Source organism: Priestia sp. TGN 0903, from assembly GCF_050846855.1.
In the GTDB taxonomy this organism is placed as follows: Bacteria; Bacillota; Bacilli; order Bacillales; family Bacillaceae_H; genus Priestia; species Priestia zanthoxyli.
The window spans coordinates 180,439-198,169 of sequence record NZ_JBOZGL010000004.1; the positions used below are offsets into that span (position 1 = coordinate 180,439).

General features: G+C 37.3%; 15 protein-coding genes and 1 riboswitch. Of the genes, 4 read left to right on the forward strand and 11 right to left on the reverse strand.

Going from position 1 to position 17,731, the window contains the following annotated elements; genetic code table 11:
- Positions 1-4: 4 nt before the first annotated feature.
- The 4 genes from ACRPLY_RS15435 to ACRPLY_RS15450 form a co-directional block, all read right to left on the reverse strand.
- Positions 5-820 (reverse strand): TerC family protein, encoded by an 816-nt coding sequence (locus tag ACRPLY_RS15435; RefSeq protein ID WP_028414185.1) that lies wholly within the window; start codon positions 818-820, stop codon positions 5-7.
- A gap of 96 nt (positions 821-916) precedes the next feature.
- Positions 917-1,012, reverse strand: a riboswitch (yybP-ykoY riboswitch).
- A 76-nt stretch (positions 1,013-1,088) separates the two neighbouring features.
- Entirely contained in the window at positions 1,089-4,112 is a 3,024-nt protein-coding gene (locus tag ACRPLY_RS15440) for a PAS domain S-box protein (RefSeq protein ID WP_430077496.1), read from the reverse strand.
- A 159-nt stretch (positions 4,113-4,271) separates the two neighbouring features.
- Positions 4,272-5,015 carry a LytR/AlgR family response regulator transcription factor gene (locus ACRPLY_RS15445; protein WP_028414187.1) on the reverse strand — a complete coding sequence of 248 codons (744 nt, stop codon included), beginning with the start codon at positions 5,013-5,015 and terminating at the stop codon, positions 4,272-4,274.
- Positions 5,016-5,774: 759 nt separating this feature from the next.
- A complete protein-coding gene (locus ACRPLY_RS15450) occupies positions 5,775-7,430 on the reverse strand; it encodes an alkaline phosphatase (RefSeq protein WP_432231939.1) in 1,656 nt (551 codons plus the stop codon).
- A gap of 202 nt (positions 7,431-7,632) precedes the next feature.
- Between ACRPLY_RS15450 and ACRPLY_RS15455 the strand changes: the two genes are divergently transcribed.
- From ACRPLY_RS15455 to ACRPLY_RS15465, 3 genes are read left to right on the forward strand one after another with little or no spacing between them, the layout of a single operon-like run.
- A complete protein-coding gene (locus tag ACRPLY_RS15455) occupies positions 7,633-9,144 on the forward strand; it encodes a spore germination protein (protein WP_099330743.1) in 1,512 nt (503 codons plus the stop codon).
- A gap of 14 nt (positions 9,145-9,158) precedes the next feature.
- The gene (locus ACRPLY_RS15460; RefSeq protein ID WP_099330742.1) at positions 9,159-10,244 is read left to right on the forward strand and encodes a Ger(x)C family spore germination protein; all 1,086 of its coding nucleotides are present in this window, start codon (positions 9,159-9,161) and stop codon (positions 10,242-10,244) included.
- Between the two features lie 12 nt (positions 10,245-10,256).
- Entirely contained in the window at positions 10,257-11,381 is a 1,125-nt protein-coding gene (locus ACRPLY_RS15465; RefSeq protein WP_432231940.1) for a GerAB/ArcD/ProY family transporter, read from the forward strand.
- A 25-nt stretch (positions 11,382-11,406) separates the two neighbouring features.
- Here the strand turns inward: ACRPLY_RS15465 and msrA are convergent, their stop codons facing one another.
- The 7 genes from msrA to ACRPLY_RS15500 form a co-directional block, all read right to left on the reverse strand.
- On the reverse strand, positions 11,407-12,369 hold the full coding sequence (gene msrA / locus ACRPLY_RS15470) for a peptide-methionine (S)-S-oxide reductase MsrA (RefSeq protein ID WP_080754393.1): 963 nt from the start codon (positions 12,367-12,369) through the stop codon (positions 11,407-11,409).
- Positions 12,370-12,522: 153 nt separating this feature from the next.
- Positions 12,523-12,951 (reverse strand): MarR family winged helix-turn-helix transcriptional regulator, encoded by a 429-nt coding sequence (locus ACRPLY_RS15475; RefSeq protein ID WP_028414193.1) that lies wholly within the window; start codon positions 12,949-12,951, stop codon positions 12,523-12,525.
- Positions 12,952-13,153: 202 nt separating this feature from the next.
- Entirely contained in the window at positions 13,154-13,654 is a 501-nt protein-coding gene (locus ACRPLY_RS15480; protein WP_047751421.1) for a MerR family transcriptional regulator, read from the reverse strand.
- Between the two features lie 136 nt (positions 13,655-13,790).
- Positions 13,791-14,573, reverse strand: a complete 783-nt coding sequence (locus ACRPLY_RS15485) for a phosphotransferase family protein (protein WP_432231941.1) — start codon at positions 14,571-14,573, stop codon at positions 13,791-13,793.
- Between the two features lie 75 nt (positions 14,574-14,648).
- Positions 14,649-14,837 (reverse strand): hypothetical protein, encoded by a 189-nt coding sequence (locus tag ACRPLY_RS15490; protein WP_080754392.1) that lies wholly within the window; start codon positions 14,835-14,837, stop codon positions 14,649-14,651.
- 114 nt (positions 14,838-14,951) lie between these two features.
- Positions 14,952-16,118, reverse strand: a complete 1,167-nt coding sequence (locus ACRPLY_RS15495) for an ABC transporter permease (protein ID WP_432231942.1) — start codon at positions 16,116-16,118, stop codon at positions 14,952-14,954.
- Between the two features lies 1 nt (position 16,119).
- A complete protein-coding gene (locus tag ACRPLY_RS15500; RefSeq protein ID WP_013082187.1) occupies positions 16,120-16,857 on the reverse strand; it encodes an ABC transporter ATP-binding protein in 738 nt (245 codons plus the stop codon).
- Between the two features lie 175 nt (positions 16,858-17,032).
- Here ACRPLY_RS15500 and ACRPLY_RS15505 point away from each other — a divergent pair, with 175 nt between their 5' ends.
- Positions 17,033-17,731 (forward strand): LytR/AlgR family response regulator transcription factor, encoded by a 699-nt coding sequence (locus tag ACRPLY_RS15505; RefSeq protein ID WP_016763353.1) that lies wholly within the window; start codon positions 17,033-17,035, stop codon positions 17,729-17,731.

Sequence of the window (17,731 nt, forward strand, 5' to 3'; positions counted from 1 at the left end):
TGTATTATTGATTTTCAATTTTCTTTAATGAGTCTTTTTCTTTCTCTGAACCTTCAAGATCAGTTTGTTCTTTGTTTTTAGATAAAAACCAGCCTGAAGCTGCTATGCCAAGTAACACAACCCAAAACGTAATTTTCCATACTTTTGATTCAGGGAAGTGTTCATTAATAATACCTAACTCCGGATGAGCAAGAGTGTAAACTGCTAGCTTAACCCCTACCCAGCCTACGATAGCAAAAGCCGCCGTTTCTAGCCCCGGGCGCGTATTTAATAGCTTGACGAACCAAGTTGCAGCAAAACGCATAATGATTAGTCCCATAATTCCTCCGGCAAAGATCACCAAGAATTGTCCGCCATCGAGTCCGCCAATTTTAGGAAGATTGGTTGTTGGCAACGTAACGGCAAGAGCCACAGCAGCCAAAATTGAATCAACCGCAAAAGCAATGTCCGCTACTTCTACTTTCAAGACCGTCATCCAGAAACCTGAGCCCTTTTTTCCGTCCGCTTCTTTTACTTTTTCATGATCACCTTTTTTCACATATCGCTTCACAATATGATTAATGGAAATGAACAATAAGTAAATGGCTCCTATTGCTTGAAGCTGCCATACATCTACCAAAAATGAAATCAAAAACAATGAACCGAATCTAAAAATAAAGGCACCGGCTAATCCGTAAAACAATGCCTTCTTGCGTTTTTCTTCCGGTAAATGTTTGACCATAATGGCCATTACAAGAGCATTATCCGCCGCCAAAATTCCTTCTAATGCAACCAGCACCAACAATACCCATCCATATTCTAACAAAAGCGATGCATCCATAAAAATCCCCTCTCGTTTCTTTGTATAAGTTGATTTATTCTCATTACCGGAATAAAACACAAAAAGACCTTTGCCAAATATGGCAAAGGTCTTGCTAAGCATAATCATTATGCCAACAAAGCCGATGGAATACTCCATGTAATGACGACTTTGTTTCAGGTTTCCCTGACGCTACTCCCCTTTACTCCGTAAGAAGTAAATGTATTAAGTTGTTTTTATTTTACAAAAGGTCCACTAATAAGTCAATGAAAAGCCCTCTAAACTTTTGTTAAGCTTTTGTTAAGCGTTTTAATACGTTTAAAAACGTGGCAATATGAATAGGCTTTGTTACGTATTCACTAAAACCGACTAAAAAAGCTTGATCGATGTCGCTTTGCATTGCGCTTGCACTCAAGGCAACTCGCGGAATATTCTTCAACTCTTTTTCCAGCTGAAGCTGTGTGCATACCTCAAAACCATTCATATCAGGCAGATCAATATCAATTAAGATCATATCCGGTGAAATAGACTTGATTAGCCCGATGCCGTTTTCTCCTGTTTTGGCAACTAAGAGCTTAACGTTTTTATATGGAGAAAGAATCGATTGCATAAGCTCAATATTTGTATCGTTATCCTCAATATACACAATTGAGATCGGCATGGAAAAACCTAAAAATGACTCGGCTTCCCCTTCATTGGATAAGCGTTTAAAAACAGGTGGATGTACTAAGGGAAAACGAACCCAAAATGTACTGCCTTTTCCTTCTTCACTTCGCACTCCGCACGTTCCATTCATTAAGACAACAAGCTGCTTTACAAGCGCCAGCCCAATCCCTGTTCCGTCTTTTTCTAGTCTATTCACGCGATAGAAAGGCTCAAAAATCCGATTTAATTCTGAAGCTGGAATTCCAAAGCCCCTATCTTCAATCAATATGGTTACGTGATGCTGAGTAATATTGGTATAGATAATGATATCGCGATAAGCGGGCGAATATTTAATGGCGTTTGTAAGCAGATTTAATAAGATCTGCTGAAAACGAAGTTCATCTACTTCAACAAACACTTCTTGGTATGCGTGAAAGCGAGTATAAAATATACTATGCTTATCTTTTGCTAATGGTTTCATAATTTTAAGCGCGTCTTCAATTGCTTCTTTTACCGACACTGGTTCAAGGTTAATCGCTAAGTGACCTGATTCAATTTTCGATAAATCAAGCGTTTCATTTATTAAATAAAGAAGATGATTACCTGCTTTTAAAATTTTTCGTATACGATTCAATTGTTTTTCTGTTAAATCTTTTTCTCCTTGCTCTTCCAATATCTGTGCATAGCCTAAAATACTGTTTAAAGGCGTTCGAAGTTCATGGCTTACTTTTGATAAAAATTCTGACTTAGCCTGATTTGCTTTTTCGGCTTCTTCTTTGGCTATAATCATTTGCTGATTGGAATGAAGCAGGTCTTGTTCTTGTTCCTGCTGCTTTGTAATATCATAAAATGTGACAACTACGCCTTTATAATATTTGCTTTCTTGCAGAGGTTCAGCATTCACCGAAAGCCAAGTCAACTTTTTCTCATTTAAATAAATGCCCATGACTGTATTTCGCACAGGCTCTTTTGTATGAAGACAGCGGACAGATGGAATATCTTCGAGTGCAAAAGCTGTACCATCAGGATGAATAATTTCCCAGTCTAAACCAAACGGGTTAACCGATAACATTTGGTCATAAGGCACGTTTAGAATCTTAGCAGCGTATGCATTGGCAGCAATTAAGTTACCTTCAAGGTCATGAAACACCACGCCTTCTGACATTGTAGAAAGAACGGATCGATACATGCTTTCACTTTTAGCCAGCTTTTCTCTTGCTTCGTGAAGATCAGTAATATCTACTATAGAACCAATAACTTCTTGTACTTCTCCTTTGTAGATATGAGGTGTTAATTTCGTATAGTAAGCAAAGTCGTTCAAAAGTACTTCATACGACACTTTCTCTCCCGCCCATGCTTTATCATAGTAACTCCTATTATCTCTTGCGTAGGATTCAGGTAAAAATTCCTCAGGTGTTTTTCCGACAACATCTATTTCCTCATATCCCATTTCACGAATCATTTTGCCTTCGCACATCGTATAGACATATCCTTTACTGTTCTTCACAAATTTAAAAATAGTACCATCTTGCTGTGAAAGCGTGCGTTTTAAATCTTTTTGTAAATCCAGAAGCTGCTGTTGAGCCCTTTTTCGATCTGTCACATCTTTGGCGATAACGTAACTTCCTTTAATTTGATCATAAACAATAATGGGCATTTGCGTGACTTCAACGTATACAGGCTGATTATCTTTTCGAATCAACGTTGCCTCATAATATACAGAGTCTCCGCTCAGGGATTTCCACATATATTCTTCAGCTCTTTCAGCTTCTCTGAACATAGAAGGAAACGGGATTGTCTCCATTTTATTTAACGTGTATCCTGTTAGCTCGATTCCTTTTGGGTTAATCGTTTGAATATTGCCGTACAAATCAACTGCACACACAATATTGGGATTGTAGTTAAAAAGGGATTGATAATACTCTTCTTTTAATTGACTTTCCCTCACTTCTTCCTGACGCTTAAAAGCAGCAACGAGCAGGAAGACAATCAGTAGCGTAATTGTGATGCTTGCAATAATATTGGAAAACGGCGCTTGATACGGCAGCCACTGGCCCCACCTTCTAGCAACTGAATGTGCAATATGCAGCTTCATTCCATACATACTAATGAAATGCATAGCTGAAATGCCAATGCCTAGCAAAATGGAGCTAACAAGTTTAAGAAATGGATTAGCTTTCACGCTTTTCGAACGAAAAAACAAGTGCATCGCATAAAATGCAACGACCAGGGCGATGATGATGGAAAGCAAAACAGATAGCATCGCATAATGAATGTGTGCTTCTGTTTCGATTGCTGCCATTGCAATGTAATGCGTACCCAGAATACTGCTTCCTAAAATAAGCCCTGACCATACCGACGTGCGCCATTTCCAGAATGTCCAAAACGCAACTAATGACCCGCTAATTGCTATTATTAAAGCAAGAACAGAAAGTACAGCATCAAAATGAAAGCTAACAGGAACATAATAAGCAAGCATCGCAATATAGTGCATCGCCCCCACTCCAAGCCCCATTGAAGTTGCTGACAGTGTAAGCCACAAATAATTGTTTCGCTGTTTTTTTATCATTTTGCTCATAATATCAAGTGCTGTATAAGAGGCAAGAATCCCTACAATGACAGCAAGAAATACGGTAAATTCATTATAGTGACCAGTAATTGAAATCATTTTCTTTCCTTTCACTTTAACGTTACTTCTTCTATCTAACTCTCCTTATAAGAACTATATTACGATCATTTATTCCGAAAGCAGACACATGAAATAGACGAAACTTACATAAGCTTCGTCCTTTCATCAACATAACTATTTTAGAAGCAGCAGCATCTCTTAATTTGTCATTAACTGATGCAGCTGTTTTTGAACGTCTTGGATTTTTAATTTTGAGATATGAGCATATTCATCAATTTCTAAGAAATAAACAAGATATGTTTCGTTTTTTGGCGTGATGTGCGAAACTTTCTGCAAATTTACGATATAAGACCGATGTGTTTGACTGAATACAGAAGGGTTCAAATACATATAGATATCACTAATATTTTCATATGTCTCATAGACACGTGATTGAGTATAGATTAAGCATTTTTTCCCGGACTTTTCGATAAAAATAATTTGATCAATTGGAATGTAATAAGTAGATCCATTAAATTTTACAGGCAGTCTTTTTAATTGCTCACCTGGCTTTTTTGACTGATTTTTATCAATTCCAATGGAGTTTTTTGCCCGCTCTAGCGCCATATAAAGTCTGGTTTTTTCAATTGGTTTTACAATGTAATCCAGTGCCGACAACTCGAATGCCTTCACAGCAAATTCATCATAACCGGTGATAAAAATGAAGTTTAAATTCGGCTTAATGCGCAGGCACTTTTTTATGGCATCTACACCGTTAATCGTAGGCATATTAATGTCTACGAGCAAAAGGTCTGGACTCTTAGCCATCACTTCCTGTACAAGCTGCTCTCCGTCTTTGCAGATGCCAATCACTTCAAATTCCGGAAGCTGTTCTATAAAATAATCTAAAATTTCAACCGAATCTTCGTTATCATCGGCAATAATTAAGTTGATTTTGTTCATCCTGACTCCCCCTAGGATACAATGTTAAAGTATAGTACGAACTATTGCCCATTCTGTTTTATGCATGTCTACACATCTTTATAGTGTTTTTATGTTGAGATGAATGATCTACACGGACGCTAATCGTTAATGGAACGCACAACGATTGTTCATGGGGAATATTGCAATAATTGTAGGTTTTCTAGAAGAAGAAATAAAACCGTTTATCTATTATCATTTATTTTCCTAACAATGATTTAATACCCTTTTTATAATCTGCAAATCAGCATGCCAGAATCTTTATTTAATATTTTTAATAAAGGCGACACGCTATTTTCAATCATTTTGTCTTCTCTTATTCTCTTACTATTAAAACATGTTCTACGTTCTTCCACCCATACTTTTATTCATTTTTTTACTTTTTATTCAAGGTAATTACTTACATACAACCCTTAATAACCCTGTATTTGTAATTTCACTTGAAGAAATTTATGTATTTTTTATTCATTTTATTATAAAAATTTTAGCATATAACGTTATGAACTTACATATGTATTCCGAACTAGTTCCTTTTAGAACTATGATTATTATACCATTTCATAGTATAAATCACATATATTTAAAGGTGAAGACTTTCCATTCCTTTAAGAGTTCAAAGCTATTTATTTGTAAAATAAATCAATTCATTCCTCTCTAAAGGCTAATACATCTAATTATCCATCTATTATCTGTAAAAAAACAGGCCTAAAGTTATACTTCGGCCTGTTTTACATTCATTTCTTATTTTGCATTTTTTACAATTTGCTGTGCCTGTTTCGATACAAAGAAGCGACCCTTTTTATCCTGTACCACCACGCTGTCCATCTGTATCTCTTTTCCATTTACAATCGCAATATTTTTATTTACCGGAAAACGTACCGTTCGCTTATTGTTTGTAACAACGAGCACAGGGTTGTTTTTATCTTTTGAGTCCACCGCTACATTTGAGCCTTTAAAAGCTTTATTTGCTTCAATAAATAATTCATTTGTTAACTCGTTTAAGTTAATATTCATTGACTTAGCCATATGTTTGGCAATATCCGTATTATCAAAGTGCCCCGTTGGTCGATTGACGCCGTATGAATACAGAAATACATCCTCACCCGTATGACCGCCCGTTGTGAACCCAAGGTTTGCTCGGTTGGCTAATAGCTTTGATAGTGTAGCACTCATTTCTTTTTTATCTCTTGCTTTAGTCAGCTGCGCTTTTTCCTCTGAAGTTAGGTTTGATAAACCATACAAAGCAGCTACTTCTTCTTTATTTGATAAATCTTCTTTTAAGTTAGACGTAGCACCTTCTAACGTCATTTTTGCTTTTTTTAATGGATCAATATAAGCAGAAACAGGTGTGGTATCATATCCTTTTGTTGTATTTGCATTACCGATTGAAAGACCGCTGTTTCCGTGATCAGCAATCGCAATAACCATCGTATTTCCATCTTTTTTAGCGAACTCTACTGCCTTGCCCACTGCTTCATCAAACGCTAATACATCGCTAATCATGCCTACTGGATCATTCGCATGAGCTGCCCAATCCGTTTTGCTTCCTTCAACAAATAAGAAGAAACCGTCTTTATCTTTGGAGAGTGTTGTTATTGCTTTATTTGTCATCTGGGACAGCTTTGGCTGTTCTGCTTTTGTCTGCGGTCGATCCATATCATACGCTAAGTCTCGGTCAGCGAAGCTCCCCCAGATTTTTTTGGCGCGTGACTGCTCTAATTCCTTTTTATTTTCTACAAAGTCATATCCTCTTTTGTTCAATACATTGACTAAGTTTTCACCGTCTTTTCGGCTTTTTTCTTCTGCTCCTGGAAGAAGAGATTGCTTACCTCCTCCAAGTACTACATCGATGTTTTGATACACTTGCTGCTCCGCTAGCGTTTGAAAATCATCACGGCTGTAGTTGTGGGCTGAAAAACCAGCTGGTGTGGCGTGCTGGATTTCAGAAGTAGCCACAATTCCTGTCGCGCGCCCCGAAAGCTTTGCTCCTTCTAGAACGTTTGCTACGGGACGAAACTGATCTTCTTTTTCTACGGGTTTAACCCCAGGTGTATTCACTACTGAAGGGAGCACACCTACATAACCAGAATTTGATTTATTTCCTGTTGCTAAAGCAGTAGCTGCCGGAGCGGAATCTGTAATAGCAGACTCTGCCGAATACGCCCGTACTCCCCCGGCCATTAGCTGATCCATATGTAACGGTTTTCCTTTGTACCATCTTGCAAGTGTAGTAGCATTTGAGCTCGTCCCGTCCATTACCATCATAATGACATTTTGAGGTTTCTTAGCTGACTTATGCTCCACTTTTGCTTCCGTTTGAATAAGAGAGTTTCCTAAACCAAACGAGGCCAATGCTACTGCTCCTGCCAGTGTAATACCTGCTAATTTTTTCTTCATATAAATGTACCCGCTCCTTTATGTAATTATCTTTGACATTTCTAAAGTTATCATTTAAACGTAAACCCACTGTTTATCCATTGTAAAAGAGTGTAAAGTTTGTCTTTATATTCTTCCTTTCTTCTTGAGAAAAAATAGTCGAATAAAAAGGAAGTACATGAACAAACTACCAGTAATAGAAAGTCATGCGAGGGGCACGGTTATGTTTAAACATTTATTTAAAAAAAAGAATGCAGACGATCAGCCCAAAAAAACATTGGATGAACTGATTAAACAATTTAAAAAATCAAGTGATTTCACAACATTAGCTATTGGTTCGCAGCATCGAAAATACATCATTACTTATTTTAAGCAGCTCGTAAACATGCAAAGTGTTGAAGATAAAATACTTGAACCCTTTCAAAAACTAGACTTTACGTTAAGCAGTGTGCACGAAGTCGAAAATGTTCTGCCAATTGAAGATATTTCAATTACAAAAGATACAAAAGAAATTTTAGAAAAAATGCTGCGCGGCTACGTGATGTTTCAACTGCATAAAGACGATAAGCTAGTAGCTCTTATTAAAGTTCAAAGCTTTGATACAGGGTTTCGAAAGGAAAATGAAACGGAAAATGAGTTTAGCGTCGTCGGTCCTAAAATTGGTTTTGTAGAGGATTTAGATGTCAATCTCTATTTAATGAGAAAAACGGTTATTTCCGAAAATCTTATTTTCAAAGAGCTCACCGTAGGAAATAAATCAAAAACACGCGTCGTGCTTGTTTATTTAGAAGGCGTAACGAATCCTCAGCACGTAGAGACTATGACCCAGCGTCTTGAAGATGTAGATTTCGACGTTATTTTTGATAGTACGATGCTTGATCAATTAATTTCGGATAACTCTTCTACGCCGTTTCCTCTGTTTTTAACAACAGAGCGAATCGATCGGGTATTATTTACCCTGTTAAACGGGCAAGTCGCTTTCTTTTCAAGCGGTTCACCTTACGCGGTTACGGGACCGTCAACGCTGCTTGATTTTTTTATTTCACCCGAAGATTACTATTTGCCGTGGGTACTAGGCTCATTTTTCCGAGTCATTCGTATTTTTGGCGTCTTTTTTTCTATTTTTGCTACGCCTCTTTATGTAGCCATTGTTACATATCATTATGAGATGCTGCCCAAAGATCTTCTGGGACCTATTATTTTTTCAAGGACAAACGTTCCTTTTCCACCCGTCATCGAAGTACTTTTTTTAGAAATTACCATTGAACTGCTTCGAGAAGCGGGAGCCAGACTTCCAACAAAAGTAGGTCAAACGCTAGGAATCGTAGGTGGGATTGTTATTGGGCAAGCAACGGTAGAAGCTGCGTTAACAAGCAATATTTTGCTTATTATTGTTTCACTGACGGCTTTAGCTTCTTTTACAACGCCTATTTTTAAAATGTCTAACACCATCCGCTTACTGCGTTTTCCTTTTATTCTGTTTGCTACGGCATTTGGTTTAGTAGGAATTACATTTTGTTTTTGTTTCTTATTAGTTCACTTGCTGCGATTGAAATCTTTAGGAACACCTTACCTTGTTCCTTTATTCCCATTTCGTCCAAAAGAATATAGAGATACGTTTCTTCGCTTGCCTTATAGTCATACCGCGAAGCGTCCAAGCTACTTACGGCCATTAGACCGCTTCCGCTATGATCCTAAAAAAGCGAAAAGAAAAAGTAATTTAGATACTGAATAAAGCGAGGAACTAACATGAAAAAAACGATGATTTTATGTGCTTGCCTCATTTGTTTAGCCGGCTGTGCAGACCGGGAAGTTATTGATGAAATTCAAGTGGTTAATTCTTTAGGCTACGACTATAATCCAGACACTAAAAAAGTACGTGGCACTATTTTATATCCTATCTATAAATATGGACCAACTGAAGAACCAAGCATTATTGCGGCCAATGCAAAATCAGCCTTTGATGTTCCTCTTCAGCTAAATAACAAATCTTCACTTCCTATCGCTTTTGGCCAGTTGCGAAGCGTAGTCATTGGAGAAAATTTCGCCCAACATGGAGTGGATGAATTAGTCAATATTCTCGCGCGTAACCCAGACCTTGGCCGTAACATTAAATTAAGCATTGTAGACGGTAAAGCCCATGAGTTATTAAGCTCTGTGACGAAAAAGAAAATTAAGGACTATCAGTTTATTTCAAATTTAATCGAACAAAACATTCGAACAGAAAATTTGCCAAATACCAATTTGCAAATATTTTTATTCAGTTTTTTCAGTGATGACCGCGACGCGTATCTTCCGCTCTTAACGCAGGACAAAGATGCCATTAAATTAAAAGGACTCGCCTTGTTTAAAGGAAAAGAGTTGGCCACCACCGTTGGAATAAAAGAAACGTTTTTATTCAAACTTTTAACAACAGGTACTAAGCATGGACGCTATGGCGTGAAAATCAAAGAAAATAATCAGCGCGGAAAAGTCATACTCCAAAATTTACGAACAAAAACAACGTATGAACTAAAAGGAGATCCTCACAATCCAGCAATCATTACTCATGTAAAAATTGATGGTCTTGTCAAAGAGTTTCCTAGCTGGATTGATCTAACCACGTCTTCAGGTATTAAACTGGTAGAAAAGGAGCTGAAAAATGATATTGAAAAAAACGGTAATACATTCATAAAAAAACTTCAGCGAGAAAAAATTGATCCGATTTGTTTCACAGACTATGCTCGAAGTAAAACACGTCATTTTAACAGTCAAGAATTTAAAGCGAAATATCCTAATATGAACATTAAAGTGAAAGCGCATGTTCACCTTATTCAAACGGGTATCAGCAACTAGGAGGAAGAAAAGATGCACAATACAATTAAAGAAGAAAATCAAGTTTCCCCCTCTTTTCTTTTTTTCTTAGTGCACTCTACGCAGATTGGCGTTGGGATACTAGGATTTCAGCGCTATATTATGAAAGGTGCTGGGTATGAATCCTGGATATCTATCATTTTTGCTGCAATTAGCGTCTGTATTTTGTTAGCGATGATTTTTAATATCTTAATCCGCGAGAATAGCGATATAATTGATATACACCGATTATATTTCGGAAAATACGTTGGAGGAGCTTTAACTCTTGCCGCTTCCATTTATTATTTTATCTTTGCACTAACGATTTACCGAACGTATGTAGAAATTTTGCAAATATGGATGTTTCCCCAGTTAGCTACATGGATTGTATCAATCGTTTACTTGCCTATTATTTACTACACGGTTTCAGGTGGATTTCGTGTCATTACGGGAGTTGCTTTTTTTGGAGTCATTATGCCTTTGCCTCTCCTATTTGCGCTCATTTATCCGTTAAAATATGCTCATCTGGACAATCTATTTCCTTTATTCGATCACACCGTATGGGAATTTTTAATTTCAACTAAAATGATGACCTTTGAGAATTTGGGATTTGAATCCGTGCTTTTTTTCTATCCGTTTATAAAAAATGGTGCTACTAGTCAGAAGTGGGCTCAATATGGCGTTTTGTTCAGTACGCTTTTATATTTTTGCACAGCATTAGTCTCGTTTGTCTATTTTAGTCAGGGACAGTTAGGCCATACCATTTGGCCAACTTTAACGATGGCTAAAATTATTGAAATTCCATTTTTGCAGCGTTTTGAATATATCTTAATTTCTCTGTGGCTTTTAGTTGTTCTACCCACGATTGCTGTTAGCTTGTGGTGTACAATTCGCGGATTTAGTAAAACATTTAATAAACCGCCTACTATTTTTCTCATACTAGCCTTAATTGCTCTTCTTGGCTTTTCTATTTTCTTTGATGATCGAGAAACGATTGATCAACTTAATACACGACTATCTATGACCGGCTTTTACTTTATTTATGGCTACATTCCCTTCCTTTTTCTCTATAGCCTCATTCGAGCCAAAATAAAACAAAAGAAAGCACAAAAAGAAGAGCGTGAGCCAACTTTAAGTTGAATCACGCTCTTTTTTTCATATTATTTTATTTGTTAAATAAAACAGCGTATTCCCCGTATCCTTCTTTTTCTAAATCTTCTTTCGGAACAAAGCGAAGAGCTGCTGAGTTGATGCAATAACGCAAGCCGCCTGCATCTTGCGGACCATCATCAAATAAATGACCTAAATGAGAGTTAGCCGTTTTGCTTCGTACTTCTGTACGAACCATATTATGACTAACGTCCATGTTTTCTTTTACTTCATCTTTATTAATCGCTTTGGTGAAAGACGGCCATCCGCATCCGGCATCATATTTATCCGTTGAACTAAACAACGGCTCTCCTGATACGATATCTACATAAATACCATCTTCTGTATGATCCCAAAATTCATTGCGAAACGGAGGTTCCGTTGCGTCATTTTGAGTAACTTCATATTGAATAGGCGTTAATGTCGTTTTTAGCTGCTCGTCGCGACCAAAGTCTTTCCAGTTTTCTTTAATAAAACGATCACGTCCAGATCCTCGTCGATACATAGCATAGCGGAATTTATTTTTCTTATAATAACCTTGATGGTATTCTTCCGCTTCGTAAAACGGTTTTGCCGGTAGAATTTGTGTGGCAATTGGTTCAGAAAAACGACCGCTTGCTTCTAATTGTTGCTTGGATTCTTCAGCTAGTGCCTTTTGGTGCTCATTGTGATAAAAGATAGCTGTTCGATATGAATCGCCTCGATCCGCAAATTGTCCGCCTGCATCCGTTGGATCAATTTGAGGCCAGTATAGTTCTAAAAGCTTTTCATATGGAAAAACTTCTGGGTCAAATGTAATTTGGACCGCTTCATAGTGGCCTGTTGTTTCTGAGCATACTTCTTTGTACGTCGGGTTCTCTTTGTGACCGCCTGTATAGCCAGATACAACTTTTATAATGCCTGGCTGTTCATCAAAGGGCTTCACCATACACCAAAAACAGCCGCCGGCAAAAGTTGCTACTTCATATTGTTCTGTCAAAAAGATGACCTCCTTCATGTATTCTTTCTATTATTATACGCTGATTTGATGTTCTCACCAACTAACTTGCTTCTTGTACTCTTTCCGTTTTAAGACAAAAAAATAATCAGTGAAGCTCATCTTCACTGATTATTCTTCCGCATTTAAAGCGCTTTATTTTTGATCACCTTTAATTTTGTGAAACAGTTTATTCATCGTTTCAATTTCTTTATCTGTAAAGTGCTCAAACCGCTCAAGGAAATACGCTCGTTTTTTTTCTTGAATCACATTAAAAATATCTTGCCCTTCTTTGGTCAGTTCAATATCAATAATACGTCGATCATTTTCAGATCGTTTGCGTGCAATGTAGCCTTTTGACAAAAGCAAGTCGGTTACCGCCGTAATGTGGCTTGCTGACACTTGAAGATACTTAGATAAATCAGTTGATCGCTGCCTGCCGGAATCAACCAGCATACGAAGCACCATAAATTCATTTGTTGATAGCTCTGAATTGTATACTTCATTAATTTCTTGGCGAAGCTGTCTGAACACAAAGCGAAACAGCGTCTCCATTTCTTGAACGAGCTCTTCTCTTTTTTTCACTTGTCACTCTCCTTAACGCTATCGCATGATAACGAATATGTATTTACGAAAGTATTTCACTTTCTTAACTTAATTAGTTTTATCAAATTACTAAGCGTTTCGTCAACTATTATTGAGATTTTTTTCCACAATTCTGTACGAATTGATGTATTTTTCATAAAATTCCATAAAAAAAGCGATTTACCGTTATGGTAAATCGCTGCTAGTAGCTAAAAATACCGGTTAAAAAGCTTCTCCATCTTGGAACAGGCTTTTTACCTTTTAAGCTGTCTTCACTTTTTAACTGACTTTCAAGTTCTACTACTCGATTTTCTAATTTCGTAATAACTTTATTTAACCGATCGATTTCTGAACGATGCTCTAAAATTTGAAAGGTCACTACTTCTCCCGCTTTTTCTTCTGTACGCTTTTCATTTTCAATCAGTCTTAAAAAAAGCTGATCAAGCTGCTTTTGCATATCTTGTGCACGTTCATCAGATATAACGACTTCCTCTTTTTCTACTACTTTTTCTACCACTTTGACGACGGCTTGACGATTGCGGTTTTTTTGAAAGTCTCTAAGTGCTTCAATATTTTCTTCTGTAAACTCACAGTGTCCCGATTCATTTCTCTCTAGCTCGATATCCGCCATTTTAACCCATTTTAATACCGTACTTGGATGTATTCCCAGCGACTTTGCCACATCCACCGTTTTCATCGTCATGTTCCATCCCTCCATTTTTTCATTTACTAGCCATTTCGAGAGAAATCTTTAAATCCCTTCATACGTGACAAAACTAGTATGAATTCGTCAAAGAAAGTGGACGTTCAACAAATGAAGAAAATGATGTCATTATTCCCTAGAAAAACTCGTATAAACCTTCTGCAAAATAACAAAATTCGCTCTGTGAAATCCCCTTGCCGTATCCCTTAAAAAAAGACGCGCGCTCTTTACCTGTAAAGATTCCGTCTTCAAAACGAACAGCCAGCGCCATATCATAACGAGCGTCTCCTAAAGTTCCTCCGCTCCAGTCAATAACAGCTGTTATCTGACCGTCGTGTACAAGTACATTATCAATCGTGTAGTCTCCGTGAATAAGTACCTCTTGTTTGCATATCATGTTTTGCTTCTGCAGTTGTTTTAGCAGCCGTTGATTTCCGTATACCTCATAGTGGGTTAAATTGTACTCTGCCTCTTGCAGCATTCGGTGGATCCACGGCTGCTTACTCACTAATCGTTCTGGACACTCAGCATTGTGAATACGAGCAAGAAGATGCCCCATTTCATAGACAACGTGCTCACGCTTTTTTTCATTATCTTCCTTCTCTAAATACTCGCTTACCGTCTTTCCTTCAAAAAATTCTAGCAGCATCCAGCTCTCTTCTGCTGTTTGAACAAACTTGTAAGCGCTCGGGCTTTGAAAGTCCGCCAGTTCCTGTATATTTTTTAATACATAATATTCCTTATATAACCATTTTCTGTACTTTTCCCTTTTTGTCCGTTTTAAAACATATCTCCCTCTAGCCGTATGAAGGATACCAACATCTGAGGTACACCCTTGCTTCGGAAAAGTCACTTTTTCGATTTGCTTTACATACTTTTTTATCGAATGAGGAATTTCTTCTATTATAATAGGATGCAACTGTCTCACTCCCCTTTCTTTCTACATTCTCTTTTTGTTGCTCTTTCCCTACAAAAAAGTTGAGACATAACGAAATCACTTCAATTTAATACAAACAAATGGAGTAAGTGAGCTATTATGAAGCGCTTGTGACACCGCTGTTGATTTCCGTGCAAGACTTCGCTTTCCGCGGGCGGCGGGTGAGCCTCCTCGTCGCTTCCGCTCCTGCTCGGTCTCACCTATTCCGCTTTCCCCGCAGCAGTCTCCGTCTTTCCCTCCAATCAACAGCTAAAAGCAACTAACTGCATACTTGAAACCTACGTTCACTATTCCAGTAAAAAAATCCGAACGATTACTCGTTCGGACCTTCCTTCAACTAAACTACTTTTGCCCAGTCTCTTACCCTTTACCAAGCACCCAGCGGCTTTTCGTAAACATCGTATAACCAATCGTAAATAAAACAACCGTACAAACCGACAAGCTTCCTATTGTATAGACGAGACTCTGCATGTCGTAGACACCGTAGAGAAGCTGTTTCATAAGTGCAAATACGTTATAAATAGGAATTAAAAATCCGCTTGGTTGCAGTTCGTGTACGGATTTTCCCATCAGTAAAAAGTATGGAAGTATCGCTACCATCATAATTTGGGATGTGTAGCTTTGAGCTTCTTTAACGGAACTTGCTAAGAGACTAAAGATACAAAGAATCAGCCCTGCTAATAAGGCAAACAAAGTGATTGCCACTAGTAATGAAGCGCTAAAAGCAATGAGGTGATTATTTAGGTTCAAGGCATCATTTAAAGTCACGGTAAAGTAGCGTACAAAAAGCACAAATGAAATAGTAGAAAGCACTCCGCTTAAGACCCCAAATGTAGAAATAGTGAACCACTTCCCTATTAGTAAATGTAGTCTTTTAATAGGAGCCATGAGTAGAGCTTCCATCGTTTTTCGCTCTTTTTCTCCTGCAAAAATATCATTAGCAGAAGGTACAATACCTCCTAACACCCCTAAAGCAATAATCATAGGAGCATAAATTGCCACCATAATTAATGAACTATTATCTTTATTTGAAAGGCTTTGTTCCTTGACATAGAAGGGCTGAATCGTTTGATCATTAATATTTAATTGTGTTAAACGTTCTTTTATAATACCGTCCCTCTGTTTATTTAATATAGCTGTAACGTACTCTGTTGTACGTGAAGATTCTACACTATCTGGACTTGTATAAATCATTACGTCCGGCGATTGCATATGGAGAATTTTATCAGAAAATTCCTTATCAACCTTTAAAGCTACTGATGCTTTGCCTTTTTCTACTGTTTGAAGTGGATCTTCGCTTTCCACAACTTGAAGGTTTCTATCTTCCTTTAACCATTCCACTACACTTGTATCTGAGCCTTTCTCAACAGCTATGGACATACCATCAGGTTGATTATTAGACATCATTCTATCTACAAAAAACAGCATCCCTACATTTAACAGAATCGGAATCAACACGCTAAAGATAATCGTTTTGCGATCTCGCAAACAATCTATTAACTCTTTTTTATAAATATGCCAAATCATATTAAGCCCCCCTCACGATACGCGACATAAAGATGTAGTTTAAGTCTGTACTTTCCTCTTCTTTATACAGCTGTTCATTTGTTCCTTGATAAATCATTTTTCCTTTATGAATCATAATGATAGATTGACACAGCATCTCCACTTCTTCCATAATGTGACTGGAAAAAACAATCGTTTTTCCTTCTCTTTGCAGACTTTTAATAAGTTCACGAAACATGTTTGCTGATGTAATGTCTAATCCTGTAGTCGGTTCATCAAATAGGATAACGTCCGGGTTATGAAGAATAGTGCGTGCAATGGCTACTTTTTGACGCATCCCTTTTGAAAAGCCTCCGACGCGGCGGTCCAAGTAGTCTTTCATTCCAAAACGTTTGGCCAGTTCCTCAATCCTTATCTTTGTTTCATGTTTGCTCATTCCATAAAACTTAGCAAAATAAGCTAAGTTTTCACGCGCAGTCAAACGGTCGTATAAACCTGTTTCACCGCCAAAAAGGACGCCGATTTTTTGTTTTATTTTATCAGGCTGTTTATGAATGTTAATTCCGTGAATGAACATATTACCTTCCGATGGTTCAAGTACAGTCGACAGCATACGTAAAAGAGTTGTTTTCCCCGCTCCATTTTCACCTAATAGTCCTACAATTTCTCCTTGTGCGATGGTTACATGAATATCTTGAACAGCTGCAATTGTTTGCTTTTTCTCTTTAAAATATTTCGTCACACCTTTGATTTCAATCATATCCGCTCTCCCCTTTTACTGTGATTGACTCTATCTTAGCTTATTTTTTATACAGCATCTTCCATCTTGTCATAAAGAGGGTTTTTAATGTCGCGAAACGTCCTTTCCATCTTGTAAATCATGGTAAAATAGTGTGGTAATATCCAATAGAATAAAACAAAGAGGGTTTTTATTTATGAAGGTAGGATTAGTGGATGATCATTCATATGATTTAGAAAAATTGAGGATTTCTTTAGAAAGAGAAGATGATATAGACATACTTTTTTCGACTAGCAGCGCGGAGGAAGCTTATAACGAAATTAAAAAAAATGAAATTGATTTATTAATTACAGATATTGAAATGCCAAAGCTATCAGGTTATGAGCTTGCAGACTTTATCAATGCTTACGCACTTGATATTCAAGTCATCTTTGTCACTGGGCACAGCGGCTTTGCCGTTCATGCATTTGAACTCAACGTTTTGGACTACATTATGAAGCCTTATTCTAAAGAGCGTCTGTTAAAAGGCATTCAGCGTTTTCATCAAAAAAAACAATCAACTGATACAAGAGATAAGCTTATTTTAAAACAAAAAACCGAAATGCAAGTGCTGAACAAACAAGATATTATATTTGCAGAGCGAACGGGTCGCTCTACCACCATCATAACGACAAATGGAGAATTTAGTACCTATCAATCATTAAACGAAATTGAAAAAGAATTAACAGCGAGTCATTTTCTAAGGTCGCATCGAGCTTTTATTATCAACATTTCCTATATTCAAAATTTCTCCCTGTATACTAAGCACTCCTACTCCGTGATGTTTCAAAGCACCGAAAAAACAGCTTTAATCACGAAAACAAATTTAGACATCTTGCAAAAAGAGTACTTTTAA

Coding starts and splice junctions, on each gene's coding strand:
- ACRPLY_RS15500 (WP_013082187.1), bottom strand. CDS start 16,857: ATGATTGAAATCAAAGGTGTGACGAAATATTTTAAAGAGAAAAAGCAA.
- ACRPLY_RS15440 (WP_430077496.1), bottom strand. CDS start 4,112: ATGATTTCAATTACTGGTCACTATAATGAATTTACCGTATTTCTTGCT.
- ACRPLY_RS15495 (WP_432231942.1), bottom strand. CDS start 16,118: ATGATTTGGCATATTTATAAAAAAGAGTTAATAGATTGTTTGCGAGAT.
- ACRPLY_RS15465 (WP_432231940.1), top strand. CDS start 10,257: ATGCACAATACAATTAAAGAAGAAAATCAAGTTTCCCCCTCTTTTCTT.
- ACRPLY_RS15435 (WP_028414185.1), bottom strand. CDS start 820: ATGGATGCATCGCTTTTGTTAGAATATGGATGGGTATTGTTGGTGCTG.
- ACRPLY_RS15480 (WP_047751421.1), bottom strand. CDS start 13,654: ATGACGATGAAAACGGTGGATGTGGCAAAGTCGCTGGGAATACATCCA.
- ACRPLY_RS15505 (WP_016763353.1), top strand. CDS start 17,033: ATGAAGGTAGGATTAGTGGATGATCATTCATATGATTTAGAAAAATTG.
- ACRPLY_RS15445 (WP_028414187.1), bottom strand. CDS start 5,015: ATGAACAAAATCAACTTAATTATTGCCGATGATAACGAAGATTCGGTT.
- ACRPLY_RS15455 (WP_099330743.1), top strand. CDS start 7,633: ATGTTTAAACATTTATTTAAAAAAAAGAATGCAGACGATCAGCCCAAA.
- ACRPLY_RS15450 (WP_432231939.1), bottom strand. CDS start 7,430: ATGAAGAAAAAATTAGCAGGTATTACACTGGCAGGAGCAGTAGCATTG.
- ACRPLY_RS15460 (WP_099330742.1), top strand. CDS start 9,159: ATGAAAAAAACGATGATTTTATGTGCTTGCCTCATTTGTTTAGCCGGC.